The following is an 18,119-nucleotide window of genomic DNA, read 5'->3' as shown; positions in this document are numbered from 1 at the left end:
ACACCCCCAAGCGCGCGTCATGGCGCCGCGCAGTCGTGGACGGTAAGCCAGCGGGCCGGCTGTCTTACCCCCTGACCGCTCCCCCATCCCGAGAAGGACCCTCACCGTGAGCGTGACCAGCGCCATCACCCCGCAGCACACCGTCCACCACGTCTTCGACGCCACCGGGCCGAAGCCGCCCTTCGCGTACAGCGCGGGCCTGGCCCTGCGCCCCGGCCGCGCGTACGAGCTCTCCGTCACCGGGCTGCCGGGCCGACTGGCGCAGGCCGTCATCAACGGCGCCGCCAAGCAGCTCGTCAACGATGCACTCGACCCGGCTGAGGGCCTGGAGCTGGATGAGGTGCTGCAAGGCGGCTACCTCGTCCGCCTGCGCCGGGCCGAGGACACCTCGGACTGCCCCTACGCCCGTGTGCTCGGGGGGGCCGACGTCCCGATGTGGCAGATCCTCATCCCGGACAAGTGGGGGTTCTACCCCGGGGACAGCCGGTACAGCGATGACCCCGATGCGCAGCCGCTCATGTAGGCGCGCCTCTCCCCGCCCGTTCTCGCCCGCCCCGTGAAAGGCCCCCGTGTACACCTCCCGTCCCGTGCCCGGCCGTCTGGCGGCCGGTATAGCCGCCACACTGGTGGTGTTCATCGTGCTCCTGGTGGTGGTTCTCCTCGCCGATGACGATGACCTCCCGGCCTGCCGGGCGTCCCGCACCAGCGGCCTGGACATCGTGGCGGCCGGACCCCGGCCGTGCGTCCTCCACGGCCTGACGGTGCCCCGTGGGGGCGCCACCGAGACGGCCCCGGCCGGGCAGAAGAACAGCGGGGTCCAGGGATCCGGCGGCGGGAAGCAGCCGACGGGGCCGAAGGCGCCGCCCCGGAAGGAACTCTCCCCGCCGAAGGCGCCCCCCGCCCCGGCTGCGCCCCGGCCCCCCGCTCCGGCCCCGAAGAGCCGCTGACCCATCCGAGCGACCCGGCGCCCCGGACGGCCTACCTGGCCGCCCGGGGCGCTCCTGCGTTGTCAGAGCCCGGTGCCACAGTTGCGGCATGGCTCTGGACACTGCAACGGTCCGCGCGGCCGGTCCGACAGCCGGCCTCGCCGCCGAGCTGCGCTTGCCCGTGTGGAACGCCCTCGCCGACCGCGCCGACGCGCTGCGCCGCGCTCTTCCCCCGCGTCCCAACGATGTCCAGGGGCGGTTCGAGTGGTGGCGGTCCCTGAGCGAGGGGCAGGCCCGGGACGCGGCTCTCCTGGACCGGCTCGACGCGCTGTGTGGACACCTGGCGGGGCGGCCGGTCCTCGGGTGCGCCGAGGACGACCCGCTGCCGAACGCGGCACTCGAAGAGGTCGACGGATTCCTCGGGGCTGAGACGGCCGAGCTCGTTGCCGAGTACCGGCGCCTGCGCGGCCAGGGGGTCATGCAGCCGCCGCCAGGGCGGCGATCAGCAGGGCGGTGACGTGGGCGGTCTGGTCCACGAAGGCGGCGCCGCCGCGCTGCGCGAAGTCTGCGCTGCCGGTGTTGTCCATCCACCACTGGATGGGCCAGCGCCGGTCAATGAAGCCGTGGGAGATGCCCACCCAGGCGAGCACACCGGCGGCCACCGGCGCCTGGAGCGGAACGTCGAGCAGGATCACGCCCGCGCCGAGGGCGACCGCCGACACGGCCACGTGCGTCCCCGCGTGGGAGAGGTTGGCCAGCCAGCCGGCTGCGCTCCTCAGGGCCTTGAGCTCCGATTGCCTATCGGTCTGGAGTACGTAGTCGGACACCAGATGTGCGACGTACAGCAGGATGAACAGGGTTGCGAACATGGCGGGTTGACCTCCGGTTCGGAAGGGATGTGGAAGGCGCCAGTGCCGGGCGCCTCCACCTTGGTGCGGACGGGCTGTCCGCTCTGCTCCCAAAGCGCGCTGCCGATGTGACGTCGGTCTCCGTTGTCCTCGGTCGTCAAGTTGAGGCTGGTGGGGCGCGTGGGGCGCTGTTACGGCGTCGTGGGGGCTTCCCACAGGGTTCGCGCGATGTGATCGACGCCCCGGGACGTACGGAGCCTGCTGGGGCTGTTCCAGCCGCGCCGGGGGGAGCGCTGCGCGAGGACGCGCCACCCGGCGCCGCGCAGGCTCGCGCCGGTCTCCCCGCTCTGCGTGTAGGTGATGAGCCGGGTGTAGCCGAGGGCCTTCGCCGCCCGCCACGCCGCCCCGTACAGCAGGCTGTTCGCGTTGCCCGTGCCGTCGGTGGCGGTCCGGGTGACCTCCAGGGTCTGGCCGTTGTCGAAGAGCCGGGCCACGGGGCGGCCCACCATGGCGACCGCCCGTAGGACACCTTCCTCGTCGGCTGCGCCCAGGCAGAACACGGCCCCGGGCGGCGGCCGGTGGTGGCGGTGCCAGGCGGCGACGAACTCCTTGGCGTCCTTCTGCCGTACAGGTACGACGTGCAGTCTCGGGGAGCCCGGATCGGCGCCGAGGTGTGTGCGGGGCAAGGGATGCTCCATGCGGCGGGGGCGCTCCGCTGCGCCCCGGAGGCGGGCACCATGGGGGTGCGGGGCGGTTACCGTCCCCGTCGTGATCTGGCGGTGGGACCCCGATCGGCACCCCAGGACACAAAGCCCGACGGGTGCCTACCTTCCGCGCCATGACGAACACCTCGAAGAAGCGCGGCCGCCCGACCCTCCTCAACCGCCGGATCATCAACCAGCTCGCGCACGCCGCGCAGTCGGGCAAGACCCGCGAGGAGATGGCCGCGCACGCCGGCGTTGCGGTGCGGACCTTGCAGACGTGGATCGCTCAGGGGAGGAAGGCCCGCGAGCAGGTGCTGGCGCAAGGCGGGCGAGCCACCGGGCCGGCCGGGGCGCAGCGCCAGGAGCAGACCGTCGACCAGCTCGCGCTGCACCTGGCCGTCGCGCTCGACGTCGCCGACCGCAAGCGCCGGGGGATCAACGCGATCCTGTCCGGCGAGGAGCTGGAGCGGGGAGTGCCCAAGGGCGTCAAGCCGATCGGGCGCCCGGCGATCCTGACGCAGTCGCTCGTAGACGCCGTGGCCGGACCGTGCGCGGCCAACAGGCTCGACAAGGCGGCCGCGGCGGCTGGGGTGGATCGGCGCAGTGTTCAGCGGTGGCTCACGCGGGGCCGGAACGTCCACCTGTCCGGCGGCGCCACTACGGAGTACGAGCGGCTGTGCGGGGTCCTGTACGCCCGGGTGGAGGCGGCCAGCGGGGAGGCCGAGCCGGAGCCTGCCGAGGAAGCCCCCGCCGCGAAGGTCCCCGCCGGTACGGGGAGCACGTTCATCGTCCTCACCGAGGACCGGGTGGAGCAGCTCGTTGGCGCGGTCGCGGACGGTGCGAACCGGCTGGAGGCGGCCAGCCGCGCCGGAGTGTCCTACCGCACCTTCGCCCGGTGGCTGGCCCTCGGTGCCCGGGTCAACGCGGCCGGGGCCCACGCGAGCGAGCACGAGCGGCTGTGCGGCGTCTTGAAGAACAAGGTGGCCGAGGCAGACCACGCGCGGGCAGCCGGCCCGGACGCTTCACCCGGCCTCTTCGCCGTCGGCGGTACCGTCGACACGGAGGGCCTCGCCCGGAAGCTCGGGGAGAAGCCTGGCCACGTCCTGCCCAGCCCGAGCCCCGTTGCCGTCACCCGTACCGGGGCCCGGTCGCCGAAGCGGTGGGCGCTGCTGGGCCGCCGGTTCGCTGACCGGCTCGGCTTCCGCCGCCTCGCAAGGGTCTGACCTGCAATGTCATATCCAGGTGCGCTGTGGCGTATGAGGGTTTCCTCATGCGCCACAGCGCACGTGGTGAAATCCTCATGCGCTGTGGCGTATGTGACCTCATGCGCTGTGGCGTATGTGGCCTGATGCGCTGTGGCGCACGTAAACAAGAACAACCCAACACAACCGAAAGAAGAAGACGAAGTTTGCCCGTGGCCAGCCTCTTGGGGCTGCTGCGGGCGCCGTTGTGCTCGGGGTTCCTCGGCCGCTGACGCGGCCTCGCCGAGACGCAAGGAGTCGAGCCGCGACACCTTCATCCGTTCGTACCCGCTCCAGGCCGGGCGGCCCCTGCGGTCCGCCCGGTACGCACGAACGGAGAGAACTCCTACCATGCAGCCCACCATGAAGCCCGCCGTCCTCAAGGCCCTCGAAGAGTGGAAGGAAGCCTGGGACCTGGCCCGCTCGCGGGCCGTCAACACGCTGAGCATCGCCCTGCCCGGCCTCCAGCCGACGAAGACCCCTACCTACTGCTGCCCGACCACGCTCGTCATCGACCAGCCGAACGTCCTCGGCGAGGGCAAGGTCTGCATTGACGAAGACGGGCTGGCCACCATCGAGCTCAGCGCCCTGCCGAACGCCGTCATCGCCGAAGCGATCGACAGCCTCTTCGGAGTCGGCTGGTTCGACGGAGCCGAGGGCCCCCTTGATGAGGCCGACCCGGGGACCTACTACTACGACAGCGAGCAGCCGCGCGCTGAGTACGTCGTCCAGCTCGGCGAGGACGACATCGGCTCCGTCGGCGTCGACTGCCTGCCGATCGGGTTCGCCGCCGAGCTCCTCGACGCCCTGAGCTCGGCCCGCGAGCGGCAGGAGGAGGAAGCCGTGGCGACCGGCTGACGGCCGGCCCGGGACGCTAGCCCTTCCCGACGTGCATGTTCTCGTCCTCGCTCCCGGCGCTCCCCCGCGGCCGTCACCGGTCCGGCGCCGGGAGCAGGACGGAGAACTGCGCCGTGGCCTCTCGACGCCGCACAGGCCCCTCGGAGTCGGTCCGGATGGTCGTCCATCAGCGTGACGGCGGCCGGTGCGTGCGCTGCGACAGCCTGCGGGACCTGACCATCCACCACCGCGTCAACAGGGGGATGGGCTCTTCCCGGGAGGAGTGGATTAACCAGCCGCAGAACCTGCTCCTCGTGTGCACCACCTGCAACTCCTGGTTCGAGGACCACCCCCGCGAGTCGTACAGCTCGGGCTGGAAGGTCCGTCGGCCCATGCTGCCGGGCGAGATGACCGTCCTCTACCCGGGTGGCTCCGAGTACGTCCTGTACGCCGACGGCACCCGGGCCCGGGTCGTGCCGCCCCGGCGCGCCGCCGTCCTGCGTACGGAGGGTGGCGCCCGATGAACGTTCGCACCATCCCCCTCACCCTGCGCTGGCACCTGATGGCCTGGCGCGGCGGATCCCGCCTCGCAGCCGGACCGGTGCGCACCCACGAGGACGGCCGTCCCCGCACCATCGGCGCCACCCTCAGCATTTTCCGCCTCACCGTCGGCCTCGCGCGCCTGGGACTCGGGGACGCGCTCACCACAGGAGAGAACTGGTACCGCGACTTCGGCCGGTTCAGCATCGGCGGCTGGAGCACGAGCGGCCGGAGCGTCCCGGTCAGCACCGGGTGGATGCTCGACGGCGGAGACAAACGCATCGGGGTGTCCCTCACCCTCGCCTCGCGGTCCGTCTACCTGGTCCGCCTCTTCGGTCTCGCCGAGTACCAGGAGTACCAGCGCAAGCGCGCGCTCCACGGCGATCTCTTCTGGCCGCACACGGGGCGCGGGCGGAAGAAGCGGCGCGGATGAACGCCCCCGAGCAGGCCCCGGCCCCCACGATCCCGCCGCGGGTCCACTTCGATTCCCGCGAGCAGCCGACCGGCGACGAGCTGCTGTTCCTTGCCATGCGCGACCTCGCGCACGACAACCACCAGGTGGACGTGGTGTACAGTTTCCGACCAAGGATGAATGGCTAGGGGAGGCCCCTGCCACCAGCGCCCCAGGGCGCGCGCCCGGAAACGGGAACACCATGAGCAGCATCGACTACGACAAGATCCGCACCGACGCCTCCACCGAGGTGGAGACCGAACTCCAGGGCATCAGCGACCCCTTCCAGCGGCGCATCAAGGCCGAGGAGCTGCGCGACCAGGCCAACATGGAGCTGTCCGTCCTCAGGCCCGAGCGGGATCAGCTCCTCGCCTCCGCCGCCCTAGCGGACGGCAAGGTCACCCCCGCGCTCGCCGCCAACCTCGGCGTCGCCTACAGCTACGCGATGAAGATCGCCGCAGCGCACAACGGCGCCACCCTGGCTCCCCACGCCCGATGGTGGGCCGGGGCAAACCTGGAAGCCGCCCGGTCGCACAACACCCTGTGGCAGCGGCCCGACGTCCACGATGAAGCCGTCACCGTGGCCGTTCGGTACGAGGCAGCCGAGGCACGTCGCGATGCCGCCCTCGCTCACCTGGAGGCCGCACAGGAAGCGGTGCGCACCGCCGGCGGCCGCATGAAGGTGGGCGCGCTGGAGCGCCCCGACTTCGACAAGGTCCGCGAGCAGGCCGTCACCGAGCTCCGCAAGGAGTTCGCGACCCTCGCCGTCGCCCCCGACGAGCGCCTGCGCCGCGCAGCCCAGGCCGCCGACCAGGCTGAGGAAGAAACTGCCGCGCTGCTCCCCGAGCGGGACGCCGCCCTCAACAGCCTCGCGTTCTACACCACCGCCCGCGGCGTCTATGACTCCGCAGGCATCACCCGCCAGGGCATGGTCCGTGTCCAGCAGCGCGCTCTCGGGCTGCCCCGGGACGCCAAGGTCCCCACCCGGGCAGAACAGCCGGCCGCCGCCCGCGCCGCCGGGGTGAAGTACCTCAAGGAGGCCGCGGAGGAGCTGCCGGACATCGCCCGCTCGATGGAGGCGGCCAGGGCCAGGCACGCCGCAGCCGTCGAGATCCGCGACGCCGCCATGCTCGTCCTCGCAGCCGAGCCGTACAGCTGGACCCCCGACCAGATCGCCGAAGCGATCGACCGCGACGCGAAGGTCGTCCGCCGAGTCGTGGATCCCGAGGTCAACGCGGACCGCCGCTGGGGCACCAAGCGGCCGAAGCCCTGAAGTTTCTTCCCGCCGACCTGTAACGCCTGGACGACTCACTCCGTCTATGGCCATGAAGGGGTCCACTCCATCCCTTCAACGAGGTAGGTCAGCACCCATCCCGCAAGGGGCGGCCCCATCCCCCCGGGGCCGCCCCGCCCCCCAGCGGCCCCCGTCCTCCCCACTCGCTTCTCGGCCACCACCCCCCGGCGGCCGAGGAACGCGAGACGGACGGGGGCCGCTGACGTCTCAAGGACGCCCCATGGACACCGCAGAGCGCCCCACGATCCGACTCATCGCCGGCCGCCGCATGCAGTGCAAGGACATTCCCGACGACACGCTGCGCGACGCCGTACGCCGCACCCCCCAGCGCTGGCCCCTCCGTCCGGGAACGGTGCCCACGCGGATGTCGTGGGACGTGCATGCAGAGCTGGAGACGGTGACCGGACCCATCCCCGACAAGCTGTTCCTTGCGAAGATCAGAAGGCTGTTCGCCAAAGGCATCCTGGGTGGCTGCGACTGCGGATGCCGGGGCGACTTCCACCTGATCGAGGAGTGCCGCGGCATCCACCGCGGCTACTGCTGACCGACGCTGCCCGGGACGGTAAAGGGGCAGGTCGCGCACGGTGCGCCCCATGGACGCCCCGACCACCACCTTCACGCCCGTCGTGGCGGCCGCCCACGCTTCCAAGGAGCAGCGCCAGGGCGTCCGCTCCTCCGACGCCAGCAGCATCGCCGACATGCTGCTGCGGGCCTCGGTTCCCGTACGCCGTGCCGCGATCAAGTCCCTCGATCCCACCGACCTGGCCCACGTGCTGACCGAGGTCGAGCGGGAGACCGGCACGATGTACGGACTCTGGCACGACACCCCCAGCGGGTTCATCGAGGACGTGCTCGGAGAGTCGATCTGGTCGAAGCAGCGCGACATCGTGGACGCCGTCCCCTTCCACAAGCGCGTCGCCTGTCCCGCCGGGTTCGGCGTGGGCAAGACCTGGATCGCGGGGAGGCTCGTCGCGTGGGCCGGGGCCGTGAACCCACCGGGGACCATGGTCATCGTCACCACCGCGACCCGCTTCCGGCAGGTCCGCAACCAGCTGTGGCCCCACATCAGGAAGACCGTCGCCCGCTCTGGCCTGCCCGGCTGGTGTGACACGACCCAGTGGAAGATGCCGGATCAGTGGGGCAACGACGTGGTCGTGGCGTACGGCTTCACCGCCCCCGAGGGCGACGAAGCGGCCATGCAGGGCATCCACGGCACGCCCAAGCTCCTGATCATCGTGGACGAGGCCGGCGGTATCGCGAGAGGCATCGGCAACGGCACCAACAACCTCTTGACCGGCGATGCGAGGATGCTCGCCATCGGCAACCCGCCGGCCGACGACCCGAGGAGCTGGTTCGAGGGCCTGTGCGAGGAAGGCGACGACCCGGAAGAAGCCTCATCGGTCACCGTGCCGATCGCGACCTTCGACTCCCCCGCGATCACGAAGGAACGCGTCCCCTTCTGCAACGACTGCCCCCCGGGCGTCCCCAAGCACTCCCTCGCCCTCCACCTCCCGGACATGGACTGGGTCAACCGCACGATCCGCGAGTACGGCGAGGACCACCCGTACGTCCAGGCGAAGGTGTACGCGCGCTTCCCGAAGGGCGGCGGCGGCAAGGTCATCCCCGTCACCTGGGTCGAAGACGCCCAGCGCAACGACGACCCCACCGGCCCCGGCTGGGTCCGGCTGTGTGACCTCGGCCTCGAAGGGGAACGCGCCACCCACACGGTCAAACGCGGGTCCTGGATCCGCCTCGGCATCGACGTGGCCGCGGACGGGGGCGATGAGTTCACGATCTACCGAATCGTCGGCGACGCGATCGAGCACCGCCACCACTCCTCGGGGGCCGTGAACGACAACCAGGTCAAGGTCGCGAAGAAGATCCTCGAAGAGGTCCAAGCCGCCGAACGCCTGGCCAAAGCCCTCGGCTCCACCGCGAAGATCCACGTGAAGATCGACAAGAACGGCCTGGGCCACGGCGCCGTCGGCATGCTGGAGGTCTGGGGCGACAACGGCCAGCACAACAGCGAGATCGTCGGCGTCATGGTCTCCGAGTCACCCGACCGCGACGATCCCGGCGCCGTCATGCGCCCCTACCGCAAGAGGGACGAGATGTGGCTCGCCACCCGTTCCCTGCTCCAGCCCGACCCCTCCACCGGCACCGGCCGGCTCCGGCTGCGCGTCGACCGCGAGGCAGGTATCCAGCTCACCACCCCCAACCTCGGCAACAACGCCGGCGGCCACGCCGTGGTGGAGTCCAAGAAGCAGATGAAGGCCCGCGGAATGAAGAGCCCCGACCGCGCTGAGGGCATCCTCCTCGCCGTCTACGAGCCCCACGTACGGCGCCGCGGCCTAATCGCCTGACTGCCGGAGAAGCTGCGCTTTCGCCTTCCGCCCCGGGCGGTTAGAGTGGAGGGGTATCCAAGACGCATGTGGGCCCCCGCCAGTGGCGGGGGCCCACATTGCTTCACCGGTACTTCAGGATGCGGCCTGGTTCCTGCGTCGGCGGTGCGCGGTGAGGTCACCCACGGGCGCCGTCTTCTTCCGCTCCGCGGCCTTCCTCTTCCGGGCGAGCTCATCATCCGCGACAGCGGCCTGATACCGCTCCTCGAAGTCCGGGACGTCGAGGTAATCCTCAGGCTTCATCGCATTGAACGCGGTCTGCGCCTCCGCCGGCGTGTGGAATGCCGCCACCATGGGGTTGAGCCGGTAGATGCCCTGCCCCTCTTTCACCACGAGCCGTGCGAGCTCCAGGTGCTTCAGTCCCCGGCTGACCAGCGCCCGGTCGACTCCCAGATAATCGGCGATCACCTGCTGAGTCTGCACGATCCGGCCTCCGGCCTCCTGCGTTCCCATGAGGTGCACGAGCAGCCTCAGAGCGGGCCCCGGAACGTTCGGGAGGTACGCGAAGACGTTGAACGAACCCCACAGCAACACAGGGGCGTTCACCTCAGCAGGCTGAGCCGACATCTATTCCTCCGATGTGTCCGGTTCTGCGGGCTTCTTGCGGTTGCGCGGCCTTCGGGGTGCTGGCTTAGGAAGTTCGAGCCACTTGAACTCTTCGAGCGCCTTCGGATCATGTCGGAAGGCGTCGATGATCGCTAGCTGATCAATCTTACGAGTCAGCTTCTCGTGGGACCTTCGTGGCTCGGCCTCCTCGACCTCGGTCACCCCACCGCGCAGCGATGCCTGCGGGTTGAGCTGGTACACGCCGCGCTTGACCATGTGTACGAGTCCGAGGCCGACCAGGAGACGCATCGACCGGTTCACGTGGACCCGGTGCGCCTGGAGCGTCTTGGCCAACTGTTCCTGGGTCGCTTTGATCAGCCCACCAGGCTCCTGCGAGCCCATCAGGAAGATCACGACCCGCAAGCTCAGAGCGTCGTCGTGGAAGTACACCGCGGCCCACCGCAGGAACTCCAGCGAGTCCATGGCGAAGCTGCGCCCCACGAAACCGGTCGATGTTGGCTCAGCCTTGACCGTGAGGGTGTGTCCCGCCGGCACCGCGAAGACGGTCGCCTGGTCACCCCTGCGGTACGGACTGAGCGGTGGGGGAGCCTTCTTCCGCGCCGGCTCACCCTGAGGCTGGAGCCGGTCGCCCTGTACAGGCACTTCCACGAGTTGAACTCCTCACGTCGTATCCAAGACGCGCTGAGCCTACTGAAAGAGACCATGAGTCCCAAAGATGTGACCCATGGTCTCTTTTCGCGTGTCGAAGGTAGCGCCTGACGTACGTTCGCGGCCCGACTGTAGCTCTGGACGTACCTTCTCCAGGGGTCTCCTCCCCCACCGCCCACGTGAACCCCCGGCGACGCTCGCCACTCCGCCCGCAATGTGACCATAGGTCACATTGGCTCTCCCGAGCCCCTCATGAAGGCCCAAATTTTGTGACCACTGGTCACATTCCGACTCGCGAATGTGACGCCCAAGGCTACATATCTCGGCTCGAACGTTGCTTTGGACGTACGTTATTTCGGCGTTGCACCCCATCTGACCTGCGATGATGCGACGCGCCCCCAATCTAAATCCCTTACCTGCACGTTGACTCCCACCCAGGCCACAACCCTCTGCCCTACGACAAGTGGGCACCCTCCCCTCCAACGGGGTGCGCCCACTGTCCGTAAGCCTCCGTGGCCACCCGCGCTGGCGACTGCGGGTATTTCGGGCGAGGCAAAAACGGCCAGCGGCGGAGGGAGGGGGGTCGGTGGCTCTGAGCGGCCGTGTACCGCCCCGGTCTTGGGGCTGGGCGCCGTTCCCCCGCCGTCGACCCGAAAGGCGCGTGAGGGGCACGGACGCTGATGCCGTGGCTGGCGGGGAGCTGGCTGCTGCCGCGATGTGGCTGAGGCCGGTGTGGTCGCTCCGCGTCGGTGCAGGTCTCGTTGGGGCTGAGGAGCGCGTCGTCTGTGGTCGGTGCAGGCCCGTGACCAGCACCTTGCTGCCCGTGCCCAATTCCCCCTGTGGCTGAGGTCTACCGCCGATTGGCAAGACCCGCGCTGAACTTCGAGACGATGGTGGCCATGTCCGACTACACCCCTGCTGCGGCCGCCGAATCCATACGGGCACAGTGCTCGGCCACAGCCTCGGCCGAGGGGAAACCGGAGATGCTCAGGTCGCCGACCGGCACCGTGTCCCTGCCCACGCGCACCAAGCCCTGGAAGGCCCAGTTCTTCCGCGGAGCGCAGATCCATCCGCGGACGACACCGCCCTGGCGAACCTCCCAACGCGTGCTGTTACGACGCACGGCTTCCCATCCGGTCCCCTGCGGGTCGCCGGATTCCCACACCGACCGCCAACCCGACGGGGTTTCGCTGGTCTCAAAAATCCGAATGAAGCCCATGCGTGCCCTCCTGGAATCCGTCTACACATTGTCCCGTGTCGAACGCCCCAGCGAAGCCCTCTTAGCTCAACTGCCCCCCGGGCGATGATGGAGCGGTGAGCGACTACACCCACCTCGTGGCCGCCGCGGCCCACGCCGCCGGCCCCTGCCCCGAAGGCCAGGAAGCAGCCTGGCAGGCCCGCGTACGCGACCTCGCCGTCGACCTCGCGTTCACCGCCCGCGAGGTCGACCAGGCGATGAAGACCCTGGACGACACCCACCCGTTCTCGGCGTACCTGGAGAACGTGGAGATCGAGCCCACCAGCCGCCGCGGTCTGCTGACGCTGCGCCCGTCCGGCGGCGCCCAGGAGACGATCCGCACCGAGCAGGAGGACACCGTCCGGGGCGCCGCGATGATCGCGCGAGCCCGCGAGCTCAAGGGCCGATGGGTGCTGGTCTACCGGCACAACGAGCCCACGGCCGCGAGCCGCAAGCAGCGGGGCGAGTTCGGCAACGTGCGGATGGTTGCCCGGCTCATGGACCTTGGCGAAGGCGCCCTCGCGTTCTCCGTCGCCCAGGAGATCATCACCGCGGACGCGGGCGGCGACGCAGCACTTGCCGTACGGCTGTGGAGGGACGCCGGACTGCCGGAGCGCGGCATGATCCCTGTCGCCGACATGGAGCCCGTACGGCAGCAGGCCCGCGCCAGTTCCGGGAACCGGTAGCCCGCCGCGTGGCCGCCCGATAGCATCCCGGCAGGCCGGCCAGCCGGCCCTTGCTCCCCGCGCATGCGGGGATGGACCTCGTTACGAGCACTCCGTACTCCTGCTCCCCGCATCCCCGCGGGGATGGCGCGGCGCCGCCGCAACGGCGCGCCCCGAGACCGCCTCCGGGCTGGCCCGGCTCTGGACGGCTTCGAACCAAGCCGGTACGCCGGACGCTGCGGCACGGCGCCCCGGTAGGCTCCCGGGCATGACCAAGCAGGCGATTCTGATGGGCGGTCCGGCAGCTGGCCGGGTAATCGACGTTGAGCTGAACCGGTTTGGGTGGCCCCCGGACCACCTGGTGGTGGAGCCCATCTCGACCGAGGGGATCGCCGAGTTCCTCAAGCCTCTGGCGCCTGATCCGGAGATCTACCTGCGGACGCACTGGAACTGGAGCAAGAACGGAGAACCGGCGAAGGACGACGAGGGGCGTTACCACTACCAGTGGCGCGGCTACCAGGCGATCATCCCCCAGGCGTAGCGATCTACGGCGGGGATTCGGCCCAGGTTTCCGGGCCGCCGCCGCGCCACTCCACGACCGCAGGGTCGGTTAGATCGAGTTCTTCGGAGTTCTCCAGACCAGCGGCGGTCAGGAAGACGACGATGTCGCTCGGGCGGTGCGCGACGCCGATTGAGGTGCCGTCCCAGCGGACACGCCGCCACCCATTCTCGTCAGGCGGGTAGACAACCAGCCGTACAGAAGGACCCATGGCTCCAGTGGACCCCGCAGGCCGGGTTGGCGCCTGTTCAGGCCCCGCCTGACTCGATTGCGACGGCGCGGCTGGCGCGGGCCAGGAGCGGCGGCCCGGAAGCCGAGGGCTGGGACTGCGAGCCATGGGCGACGCGCAGGCCGGGCTGAGGCCAGGCGTAGGAGCGGGGGACCACGCTCGTGGAGCCGTCGAGGTCGACGGAGACCTGGTAGACCACCGTTCCGTCGGGCCAGTCCTGCCGGGCGCGCACGGGCGCGTACCGCCACCGGCCCATGGACCACACCTTCAGCGCGGGCCGGTCACCGGCTGGCCAGCTCCACACGACGGGCGCCGGCCCCGTCTCCGCGTTCCACGGAGGGGTCTCCACCGGCTCCGTCAATTCCCTGCTCACCCTCCGACCGTACTCGAACTGACCGGGCGGACGGATGGGTGTAACGCCTAGGCGTCCCACTCCGTCTATGGAGTGAGCGGCCCGCTGGGGGGAGCGTTCGTTGGTCAAGCGGCACAGACCCAGCGGGCCGCCCCCACCCGCCGTTGCCCGAGGAGCTGGATCATGGGTTACAGCGGAAAGCACATCCCCACTAGGGCAGCCCCCTGGGCCCCTGCGGCCCGTCATGGGTCCGTGTCGGACCGTACCGGACCGGGCCGTATCGAACCGTTCCGACACGGACCACAAGACCAGCAGCAGCCGAACGGGGGCCTGGCTCAGGCAGGCTTTCCGCTGTAACCATGCCCTCGGAGAGAGCGCGCCTGCGGCGCGCAAAGGGGTGCGGCCAGCCGGTACGGGGCCCCGGGGGCGCTCCCGCCACCTCGCGGCCGCGGGCCGGCCCTCGGCTCGCGCAGGGGCCCCGTACCGCCCGACCGCGCTGCATCCCTGAGCACCCCCCAACCCGCCGTCGGCAGGCCGCAGACCGTGCCACATCCTGAACAGACGCGCTCCGCGCGGCACCCACAGCACGAGATCGCCCGCGAGCACTCAGGGTCTAAGGGCATGATGGGCAGCGTCCCCCGCAGCCCATCAGGAGAGAACGCGTGGATGCAGCCGACCAGTTCGCGAACGACATCAAGGCGATCTCCGAGCTGCGCCTGGGATTCGGCCAGATGCCCTTCGGGCGCAGCATGGACACCGCTGTGCCTCTGCTGACCGCCACCGTCCCCTCGGACGCCTCACCACACGTCCGGAAGGCCATCCGACAATTCCACATCGAGCAGGTGGGCTTCACCCGCCTACCCGGCCAGGGCTCTGCCCCGCTCATCGAAGGCCTGACGGCTGCGTCGGCGTGCAACAGGGTGCGCGCGGTACAGAGCAAGTCTGGGCAGATCACGGCCCACTACTACGGGCCACACCTGGAAGGCATGGAGCAGGGAGCGGTCCTCTTCGAGTCCGGCCCGCTCCGTGATCCACGCTGGGCAGAGCTGATTCGGAGATACCGCTGGGTGGGCCTGGTGCTCCTTCCCGCCTACGCCCCTGACCAGCGGGCGACTCTTGAAGCCCTGGTGGACGGGCTCGGCGTGATGGCCAAGGCCTCCGTCATCACACCCTGAGGACGGGACGCCCCAGTACCCTGACGGGCGTGACCACCGCCCTCGACGCCATCACCGCGTTCCTCAACGACCTGGAGGAGCGCCGCTTCGCCCCCGGCACCCGGCGCCTGCGCGGTCGGTACCTCACCGAGTACCTGGAGCACGCCCTCAACGCCGAGGGCACCCCGGCCACCCTGTCCGCCGCCGAGTTGATGGAGCTCCCCCGCGTCCACGCCTGGCTCGAAGATGCTGCGGCCGGCCTCACCCGGGCACGCAACACCCTCCGCGGTCCTGATGCTCCCTCCGCTGAGGCCACCGGCCGGTCCCGGGTCATCACCTACAACGTCTTCGCCGAGTACCTCGGCACCCCTTGGCGCCTGGAGGTCCCGCCCAACACCACGGGCGAGCACCTCGACCCCGACGAGGCCCAGACCGTCATCCACACCCTGGCCGTCAAGCGCCCCAACGGCGCGAACGCCGCCACGAGCATCCGCACCGCCGCACTGGCCGCCCTCGTGGCCGCCACCGGCCGCACCGTCCGCAACCTGGCCCGTCTGCGCCTCGCCGACCTCCAGCTCGACCACCGCCCCGCGCCGCGGCTCCTCCTCGAAGACGGACCGGTCGTACTCGACATCGAGACCGTCGACATCGTCCGCCGCTGGCTCCGCCAGCGCGCCGGCATCACCTCCGCCCTCGACGGCACCGACCCCGGCCACCTGTGGATCGCGACCAAGCCGGGCGGACCCCACGCCGGCCAGGAGCCTCCGCCGCCCGGCCTCAACCCCGCCCGAGTCCGCACCCTCCACGACGCCCACCGGCGCCTGGTCCTCGGAGTCCTCGGCACCCCCCTACGCCCCGGGGCCCTGCGTACCACCAGCTGACCACCGCATCCCCACCACCTCGCCCAGGCGAGCAGCTGCCCCAATCGCCTGCGGGCGTGCCTCCGGCTCCCCCATACTGATCACGTCTCACCCTGCCCGCACACGCGGGAATGCACCCTCCCCGCCCCGCGGGGATGCCGGGCCGTTCTCTTCGGCCCCGCCGCGGACACCCCGCGGCGCCTTCCGTGTGCAGAGGAGACCCCAGTGGCCAGCAATGACGACTACTTGCCTGAACACCCCGAGTGGGACACCGTGCCGCCCCGCCGTACCGGCACAGCCGTCAAGGCCCGCTACCCGGCGCTGAAGCAGACATCCCCCGCGACCGAGCCCAACATGCCCTTCGGGATGCGGCGCAAGATCCAACGCGTGCTGCTCCCCCACGACCTGCGCGAGGCCGAGTTCCGATGGGGCAAGCTCCTCATCCGCGTACGCGTCGACCCGCCCGACTACCTGGAGGGCACGGAGGACGACAACACCCTCCGCCGCCGGGTGGTCGCCTTCGGAGAGTGGAACGTCCCCAACTACTTCCCGGAGCCGCCCGACGTACCGGGCGGCTGGGCCCTGCTCAGCACCCCGGCCACGGTCCGCTTCGGCCCCCACCAGGTCGTCACTGTTCACGACACCAAGTCCCCCGACTTCTCCGACGCCGTATGGACTCTCGTGGGGGCAGTCGTGGACACCGTGCAGCACGCCATCCCAGGGATGGTGGGCGAGCTCAGCGACGGCGAGGCCGAGAAGCACTGAGCAGCCGCGGGGGCATCCGCCGCGCCTCAGTGCTCGGCCGGGCCCCGGCTGGCATCGTGGACGCTGGAGCCCGCCGGAGACCGTTCGCACGTTGCCTCCGGCGGGCCGCCGTGCGTCTTCGGCCCGATATCGGCGGGGGATGCGATACCGGGCCAACGCGCACCGTAGTCGTGGAAGACTGGATGTACTTCAGGCTCCGACCAAGGACGCGACATGACTGACGGACCCTCGGTGCACGACCTGCTGGACGGCACAGACGAGGAGAAGAACCTCGCCGAAGACCTCGCCGGGGTCATGGATTTCCTCAGCCGCTTCCTCGGTGCCGCCGAGGAAGGGAACTGGCGCTACGCGAACGACAAGGCCGACCAGCTTCGGGAGAGCATCGAGAAGTTTCAGCGGCGGCTGACGGACACAGTCCCCGACGGCCGCGGCGACGTCCAGCGCGATGAGGACGGCCGGCCCGTACGCCGCTTTGCCCCGCCCAACGCCGACGGCAAGCGGGTCCATCAGGCCACCACCGCGTACGTGCAGTCGTACGAGGCCGGACGGGCCTTGTTCCCGATCGACGGCCTGGAGGACGACCAGGTCAAGGCCCGGCTCCTCGCAGACCTGGAGCGGACAGCTGCCCTGCGTGCCGCGATGGATGCCGGGGACGCCGAAGCGCTCTCCCGGCTCACCGGCCGCCAAGTCACCATCGTGCAGGGCCCCGATGGCGGTCGCTAATCGCTCCGCCCGCCTCCGGAAGCTGGCCAGTAAGCTCACCAGCCAGTTCGGTCTGCCCTGGGGCCCCGAGGCGATCGATCCCCGCTACGACGACGTCCGTCGTGAGTGGAGCTTCGAGTGGCCGGACGGCCCCACCGTGGCGCAGGTGCGGCGCGCCGCCAACGCGGCCGATCCCGAGGCGACCGAGGGGCTGCTGTACCGGCGGACACTGTCCGCCGAGACGTATGCGCTCGGGGTGCTGCGCATCACCGTGGCCTCAGACCCTGCCAACAAGGACTTCGAGAGCCCGTGGATTCTGCCCTCCCACGTGGAAAAGCTCTTCGAGAAGACGAAGAGCCCCAAGGCCCGCGGGCGCGAGGCAGCGATCGTGGCCAACATCGTCGCGATGTCCGAAGCCTCCGGCGGCCCGGGATGGGGCGGTGAATCCCAGGTGATCTGCGATCACGTCAAGAAGAAGGGGATCGCCGGGTTCCTCACCGGAGTCGAGCTAACGCAGGTCGAGGCCCTGACCCAGCGCTACGCCAGTGGCGATGCAGAACGAGCGTGGCGCCGCCGCATGGCCCCTCTGACCCCGTTGGAAGCGTTCAGCGCCGTGCAGGCGGACGAGCAGCCACCCGCGGCCGCTGTAGAGGCGGCGCTCGCCCTCCTGCCCGAGCTGCATGCGGCGCTCGACGCCGCGGCGGACAGACTTCGCGCCCGCGCTACCCATCACGAGGTCCCGACGGCGCCTTGAGCCGCCGGCGGATGCCGCGAGAGACAGTCTGCGGGCGGCTTCGTTCAGGTGGCCGACGGCTCGGTCACCTGTCCGGCCATGGCGTAGACCTCGATCCACTCGTACGTTCCCCAACGGTCGGGCTTCTCCCGGTAGGTGACGGTGTAGCCGAGCTTCTCCAGCGCCATAGTGAGCAGCCGGTAGGCCTCGCGCAGGTCGGCGCCCAGCGCGTGGGAGGCGTCCCAGTCGTGCCGGGCCGCCTGGAAACGCTGCCAGGAGTCGCGGACCGTCCAGTGGACCTGCGTGCACTCCACGGCGCCTTCGGGCCAGCTTTCGGGTTCGATGGGGTACAACCGCCATGTGTTACCGCGTTCGGAGGGCGGAACCCAACCTACGGAGTTGCCC

The 18,119-nt window shown here is 70.4% G+C and carries 26 protein-coding genes; 18 read left to right on the top strand and 8 right to left on the bottom strand.

Annotated elements, in window-relative coordinates:
- Positions 1 to 106 precede the first annotated feature (106 nt).
- The 3 genes from OHS33_RS39110 to OHS33_RS39100 all read left to right on the top strand — a co-directional run bounded on the left by OHS33_RS39110 (position 107) and on the right by OHS33_RS39100 (position 1,443).
- On the top strand, positions 107 to 523 hold the full coding sequence (locus tag OHS33_RS39110) for a DUF4262 domain-containing protein (RefSeq protein WP_330335647.1): 417 nt from the start codon (positions 107 to 109) through the stop codon (positions 521 to 523).
- 64 nt (positions 524 to 587) lie between these two features.
- Positions 588 to 947: a hypothetical protein gene (locus OHS33_RS39105; RefSeq protein WP_330335646.1), complete on the top strand. Its 360-nt coding sequence runs from the start codon at positions 588 to 590 to the stop codon at positions 945 to 947.
- A gap of 88 nt (positions 948 to 1,035) precedes the next feature.
- Complete coding sequence (locus OHS33_RS39100) at positions 1,036 to 1,443, top strand: hypothetical protein (protein WP_330335645.1); 408 nt, start codon at positions 1,036 to 1,038, stop codon at positions 1,441 to 1,443.
- Here OHS33_RS39100 and OHS33_RS39095 read toward each other — a convergent pair.
- Together OHS33_RS39095 and OHS33_RS39090 are read right to left on the bottom strand one after the other, a co-directional pair.
- Positions 1,403 to 1,795, bottom strand: a complete 393-nt coding sequence (locus tag OHS33_RS39095; RefSeq protein WP_330335644.1) for a DUF3307 domain-containing protein — start codon at positions 1,793 to 1,795, stop codon at positions 1,403 to 1,405. The two genes, OHS33_RS39100 and OHS33_RS39095, sit on opposite strands and share 41 nt — an antisense overlap.
- 170 nt (positions 1,796 to 1,965) lie before the next feature.
- Complete coding sequence (locus OHS33_RS39090) at positions 1,966 to 2,460, bottom strand: XF1762 family protein (RefSeq protein ID WP_330335643.1); 495 nt, start codon at positions 2,458 to 2,460, stop codon at positions 1,966 to 1,968.
- 152 nt (positions 2,461 to 2,612) lie between these two features.
- Here OHS33_RS39090 and OHS33_RS39085 point away from each other — a divergent pair, with 152 nt between their 5' ends.
- From OHS33_RS39085 to OHS33_RS39050, 8 genes are all read left to right on the top strand, one after another.
- Positions 2,613 to 3,701, top strand: a complete 1,089-nt coding sequence (locus OHS33_RS39085; protein ID WP_330335642.1) for a hypothetical protein — start codon at positions 2,613 to 2,615, stop codon at positions 3,699 to 3,701.
- A gap of 369 nt (positions 3,702 to 4,070) precedes the next feature.
- Positions 4,071 to 4,577 carry a hypothetical protein gene (locus OHS33_RS39080; RefSeq protein ID WP_330335641.1) on the top strand — a complete coding sequence of 169 codons (507 nt, stop codon included), beginning with the start codon at positions 4,071 to 4,073 and terminating at the stop codon, positions 4,575 to 4,577.
- Positions 4,578 to 4,732: 155 nt separating this feature from the next.
- Positions 4,733 to 5,080 (top strand): hypothetical protein, encoded by a 348-nt coding sequence (locus OHS33_RS39075; protein ID WP_330335640.1) that lies wholly within the window; start codon positions 4,733 to 4,735, stop codon positions 5,078 to 5,080.
- Entirely contained in the window at positions 5,077 to 5,529 is a 453-nt protein-coding gene (locus tag OHS33_RS39070; protein WP_330335639.1) for a hypothetical protein, read from the top strand. The genes OHS33_RS39075 and OHS33_RS39070 overlap by 4 nt, the downstream gene beginning before the upstream one ends.
- Positions 5,526 to 5,696 carry a hypothetical protein gene (locus OHS33_RS39065; RefSeq protein WP_330335638.1) on the top strand — a complete coding sequence of 57 codons (171 nt, stop codon included), beginning with the start codon at positions 5,526 to 5,528 and terminating at the stop codon, positions 5,694 to 5,696. Before OHS33_RS39070 ends, OHS33_RS39065 begins: the two co-directional genes overlap by 4 nt.
- A gap of 53 nt (positions 5,697 to 5,749) precedes the next feature.
- On the top strand, positions 5,750 to 6,820 hold the full coding sequence (locus OHS33_RS39060; RefSeq protein WP_330335637.1) for a hypothetical protein: 1,071 nt from the start codon (positions 5,750 to 5,752) through the stop codon (positions 6,818 to 6,820).
- 241 nt (positions 6,821 to 7,061) lie between these two features.
- Positions 7,062 to 7,385 carry a hypothetical protein gene (locus OHS33_RS39055; RefSeq protein WP_330335636.1) on the top strand — a complete coding sequence of 108 codons (324 nt, stop codon included), beginning with the start codon at positions 7,062 to 7,064 and terminating at the stop codon, positions 7,383 to 7,385.
- Between the two features lie 49 nt (positions 7,386 to 7,434).
- Positions 7,435 to 9,204: a hypothetical protein gene (locus OHS33_RS39050; protein ID WP_330335635.1), complete on the top strand. Its 1,770-nt coding sequence runs from the start codon at positions 7,435 to 7,437 to the stop codon at positions 9,202 to 9,204.
- A gap of 114 nt (positions 9,205 to 9,318) precedes the next feature.
- Here the strand turns inward: OHS33_RS39050 and OHS33_RS39045 are convergent, their stop codons facing one another.
- The 3 genes from OHS33_RS39045 to OHS33_RS39035 all read right to left on the bottom strand — a co-directional run bounded on the left by OHS33_RS39045 (position 9,319) and on the right by OHS33_RS39035 (position 11,677).
- Positions 9,319 to 9,789: a MarR family transcriptional regulator gene (locus OHS33_RS39045; RefSeq protein WP_330335634.1), complete on the bottom strand. Its 471-nt coding sequence runs from the start codon at positions 9,787 to 9,789 to the stop codon at positions 9,319 to 9,321.
- Between the two features lie 21 nt (positions 9,790 to 9,810).
- Entirely contained in the window at positions 9,811 to 10,458 is a 648-nt protein-coding gene (locus OHS33_RS39040; protein ID WP_330335633.1) for a helix-turn-helix domain-containing protein, read from the bottom strand.
- Between the two features lie 907 nt (positions 10,459 to 11,365).
- Positions 11,366 to 11,677: a hypothetical protein gene (locus OHS33_RS39035; protein ID WP_330335632.1), complete on the bottom strand. Its 312-nt coding sequence runs from the start codon at positions 11,675 to 11,677 to the stop codon at positions 11,366 to 11,368.
- Positions 11,678 to 11,772: 95 nt separating this feature from the next.
- Between OHS33_RS39035 and OHS33_RS39030 the strand changes: the two genes are divergently transcribed.
- Together OHS33_RS39030 and OHS33_RS39025 are read left to right on the top strand one after the other, a co-directional pair.
- Positions 11,773 to 12,381 carry a hypothetical protein gene (locus tag OHS33_RS39030; protein ID WP_330335631.1) on the top strand — a complete coding sequence of 203 codons (609 nt, stop codon included), beginning with the start codon at positions 11,773 to 11,775 and terminating at the stop codon, positions 12,379 to 12,381.
- 247 nt (positions 12,382 to 12,628) lie between these two features.
- Positions 12,629 to 12,901 (top strand): hypothetical protein, encoded by a 273-nt coding sequence (locus OHS33_RS39025; RefSeq protein ID WP_330335630.1) that lies wholly within the window; start codon positions 12,629 to 12,631, stop codon positions 12,899 to 12,901.
- Between the two features lie 4 nt (positions 12,902 to 12,905).
- Here OHS33_RS39025 and OHS33_RS39020 read toward each other — a convergent pair whose 3' ends face one another.
- Together OHS33_RS39020 and OHS33_RS39015 are read right to left on the bottom strand one after the other, a co-directional pair.
- The gene (locus OHS33_RS39020; RefSeq protein ID WP_330335629.1) at positions 12,906 to 13,130 is read right to left on the bottom strand and encodes a hypothetical protein; all 225 of its coding nucleotides are present in this window, start codon (positions 13,128 to 13,130) and stop codon (positions 12,906 to 12,908) included.
- 37 nt (positions 13,131 to 13,167) lie between these two features.
- Complete coding sequence (locus tag OHS33_RS39015; RefSeq protein WP_330335628.1) at positions 13,168 to 13,521, bottom strand: hypothetical protein; 354 nt, start codon at positions 13,519 to 13,521, stop codon at positions 13,168 to 13,170.
- A 641-nt stretch (positions 13,522 to 14,162) separates the two neighbouring features.
- On the opposite strand from OHS33_RS39015, the gene OHS33_RS39010 reads away from it, so the two are divergent.
- The 5 genes from OHS33_RS39010 to OHS33_RS38990 all read left to right on the top strand — a co-directional run bounded on the left by OHS33_RS39010 (position 14,163) and on the right by OHS33_RS38990 (position 17,735).
- Positions 14,163 to 14,675 (top strand): hypothetical protein, encoded by a 513-nt coding sequence (locus tag OHS33_RS39010; protein ID WP_330335627.1) that lies wholly within the window; start codon positions 14,163 to 14,165, stop codon positions 14,673 to 14,675.
- A 29-nt stretch (positions 14,676 to 14,704) separates the two neighbouring features.
- Entirely contained in the window at positions 14,705 to 15,535 is an 831-nt protein-coding gene (locus OHS33_RS39005) for a hypothetical protein (protein WP_330335626.1), read from the top strand.
- 204 nt (positions 15,536 to 15,739) lie between these two features.
- Entirely contained in the window at positions 15,740 to 16,279 is a 540-nt protein-coding gene (locus tag OHS33_RS39000) for a hypothetical protein (RefSeq protein ID WP_330335625.1), read from the top strand.
- Between the two features lie 213 nt (positions 16,280 to 16,492).
- The gene (locus OHS33_RS38995) at positions 16,493 to 17,002 is read left to right on the top strand and encodes a hypothetical protein (protein WP_330335624.1); all 510 of its coding nucleotides are present in this window, start codon (positions 16,493 to 16,495) and stop codon (positions 17,000 to 17,002) included.
- A complete protein-coding gene (locus OHS33_RS38990) occupies positions 16,989 to 17,735 on the top strand; it encodes a hypothetical protein (RefSeq protein WP_330335623.1) in 747 nt (248 codons plus the stop codon). Before OHS33_RS38995 ends, OHS33_RS38990 begins: the two co-directional genes overlap by 14 nt.
- 44 nt (positions 17,736 to 17,779) lie before the next feature.
- On the opposite strand, the gene OHS33_RS38985 is transcribed toward OHS33_RS38990, so the two are convergent.
- Positions 17,780 to 18,067, bottom strand: coding sequence for a hypothetical protein (locus tag OHS33_RS38985; RefSeq protein ID WP_330335622.1), 288 nt, complete (start codon positions 18,065 to 18,067; stop codon positions 17,780 to 17,782).
- Positions 18,068 to 18,119: the final 52 nt, after the last annotated feature.

The organism is Streptomyces sp. NBC_00536, from assembly GCF_036346295.1.
Lineage (GTDB): Bacteria > Actinomycetota > Actinomycetes > Streptomycetales > Streptomycetaceae > Streptomyces.
This window is presented reverse-complemented; position numbering and strand designations above follow the sequence as displayed.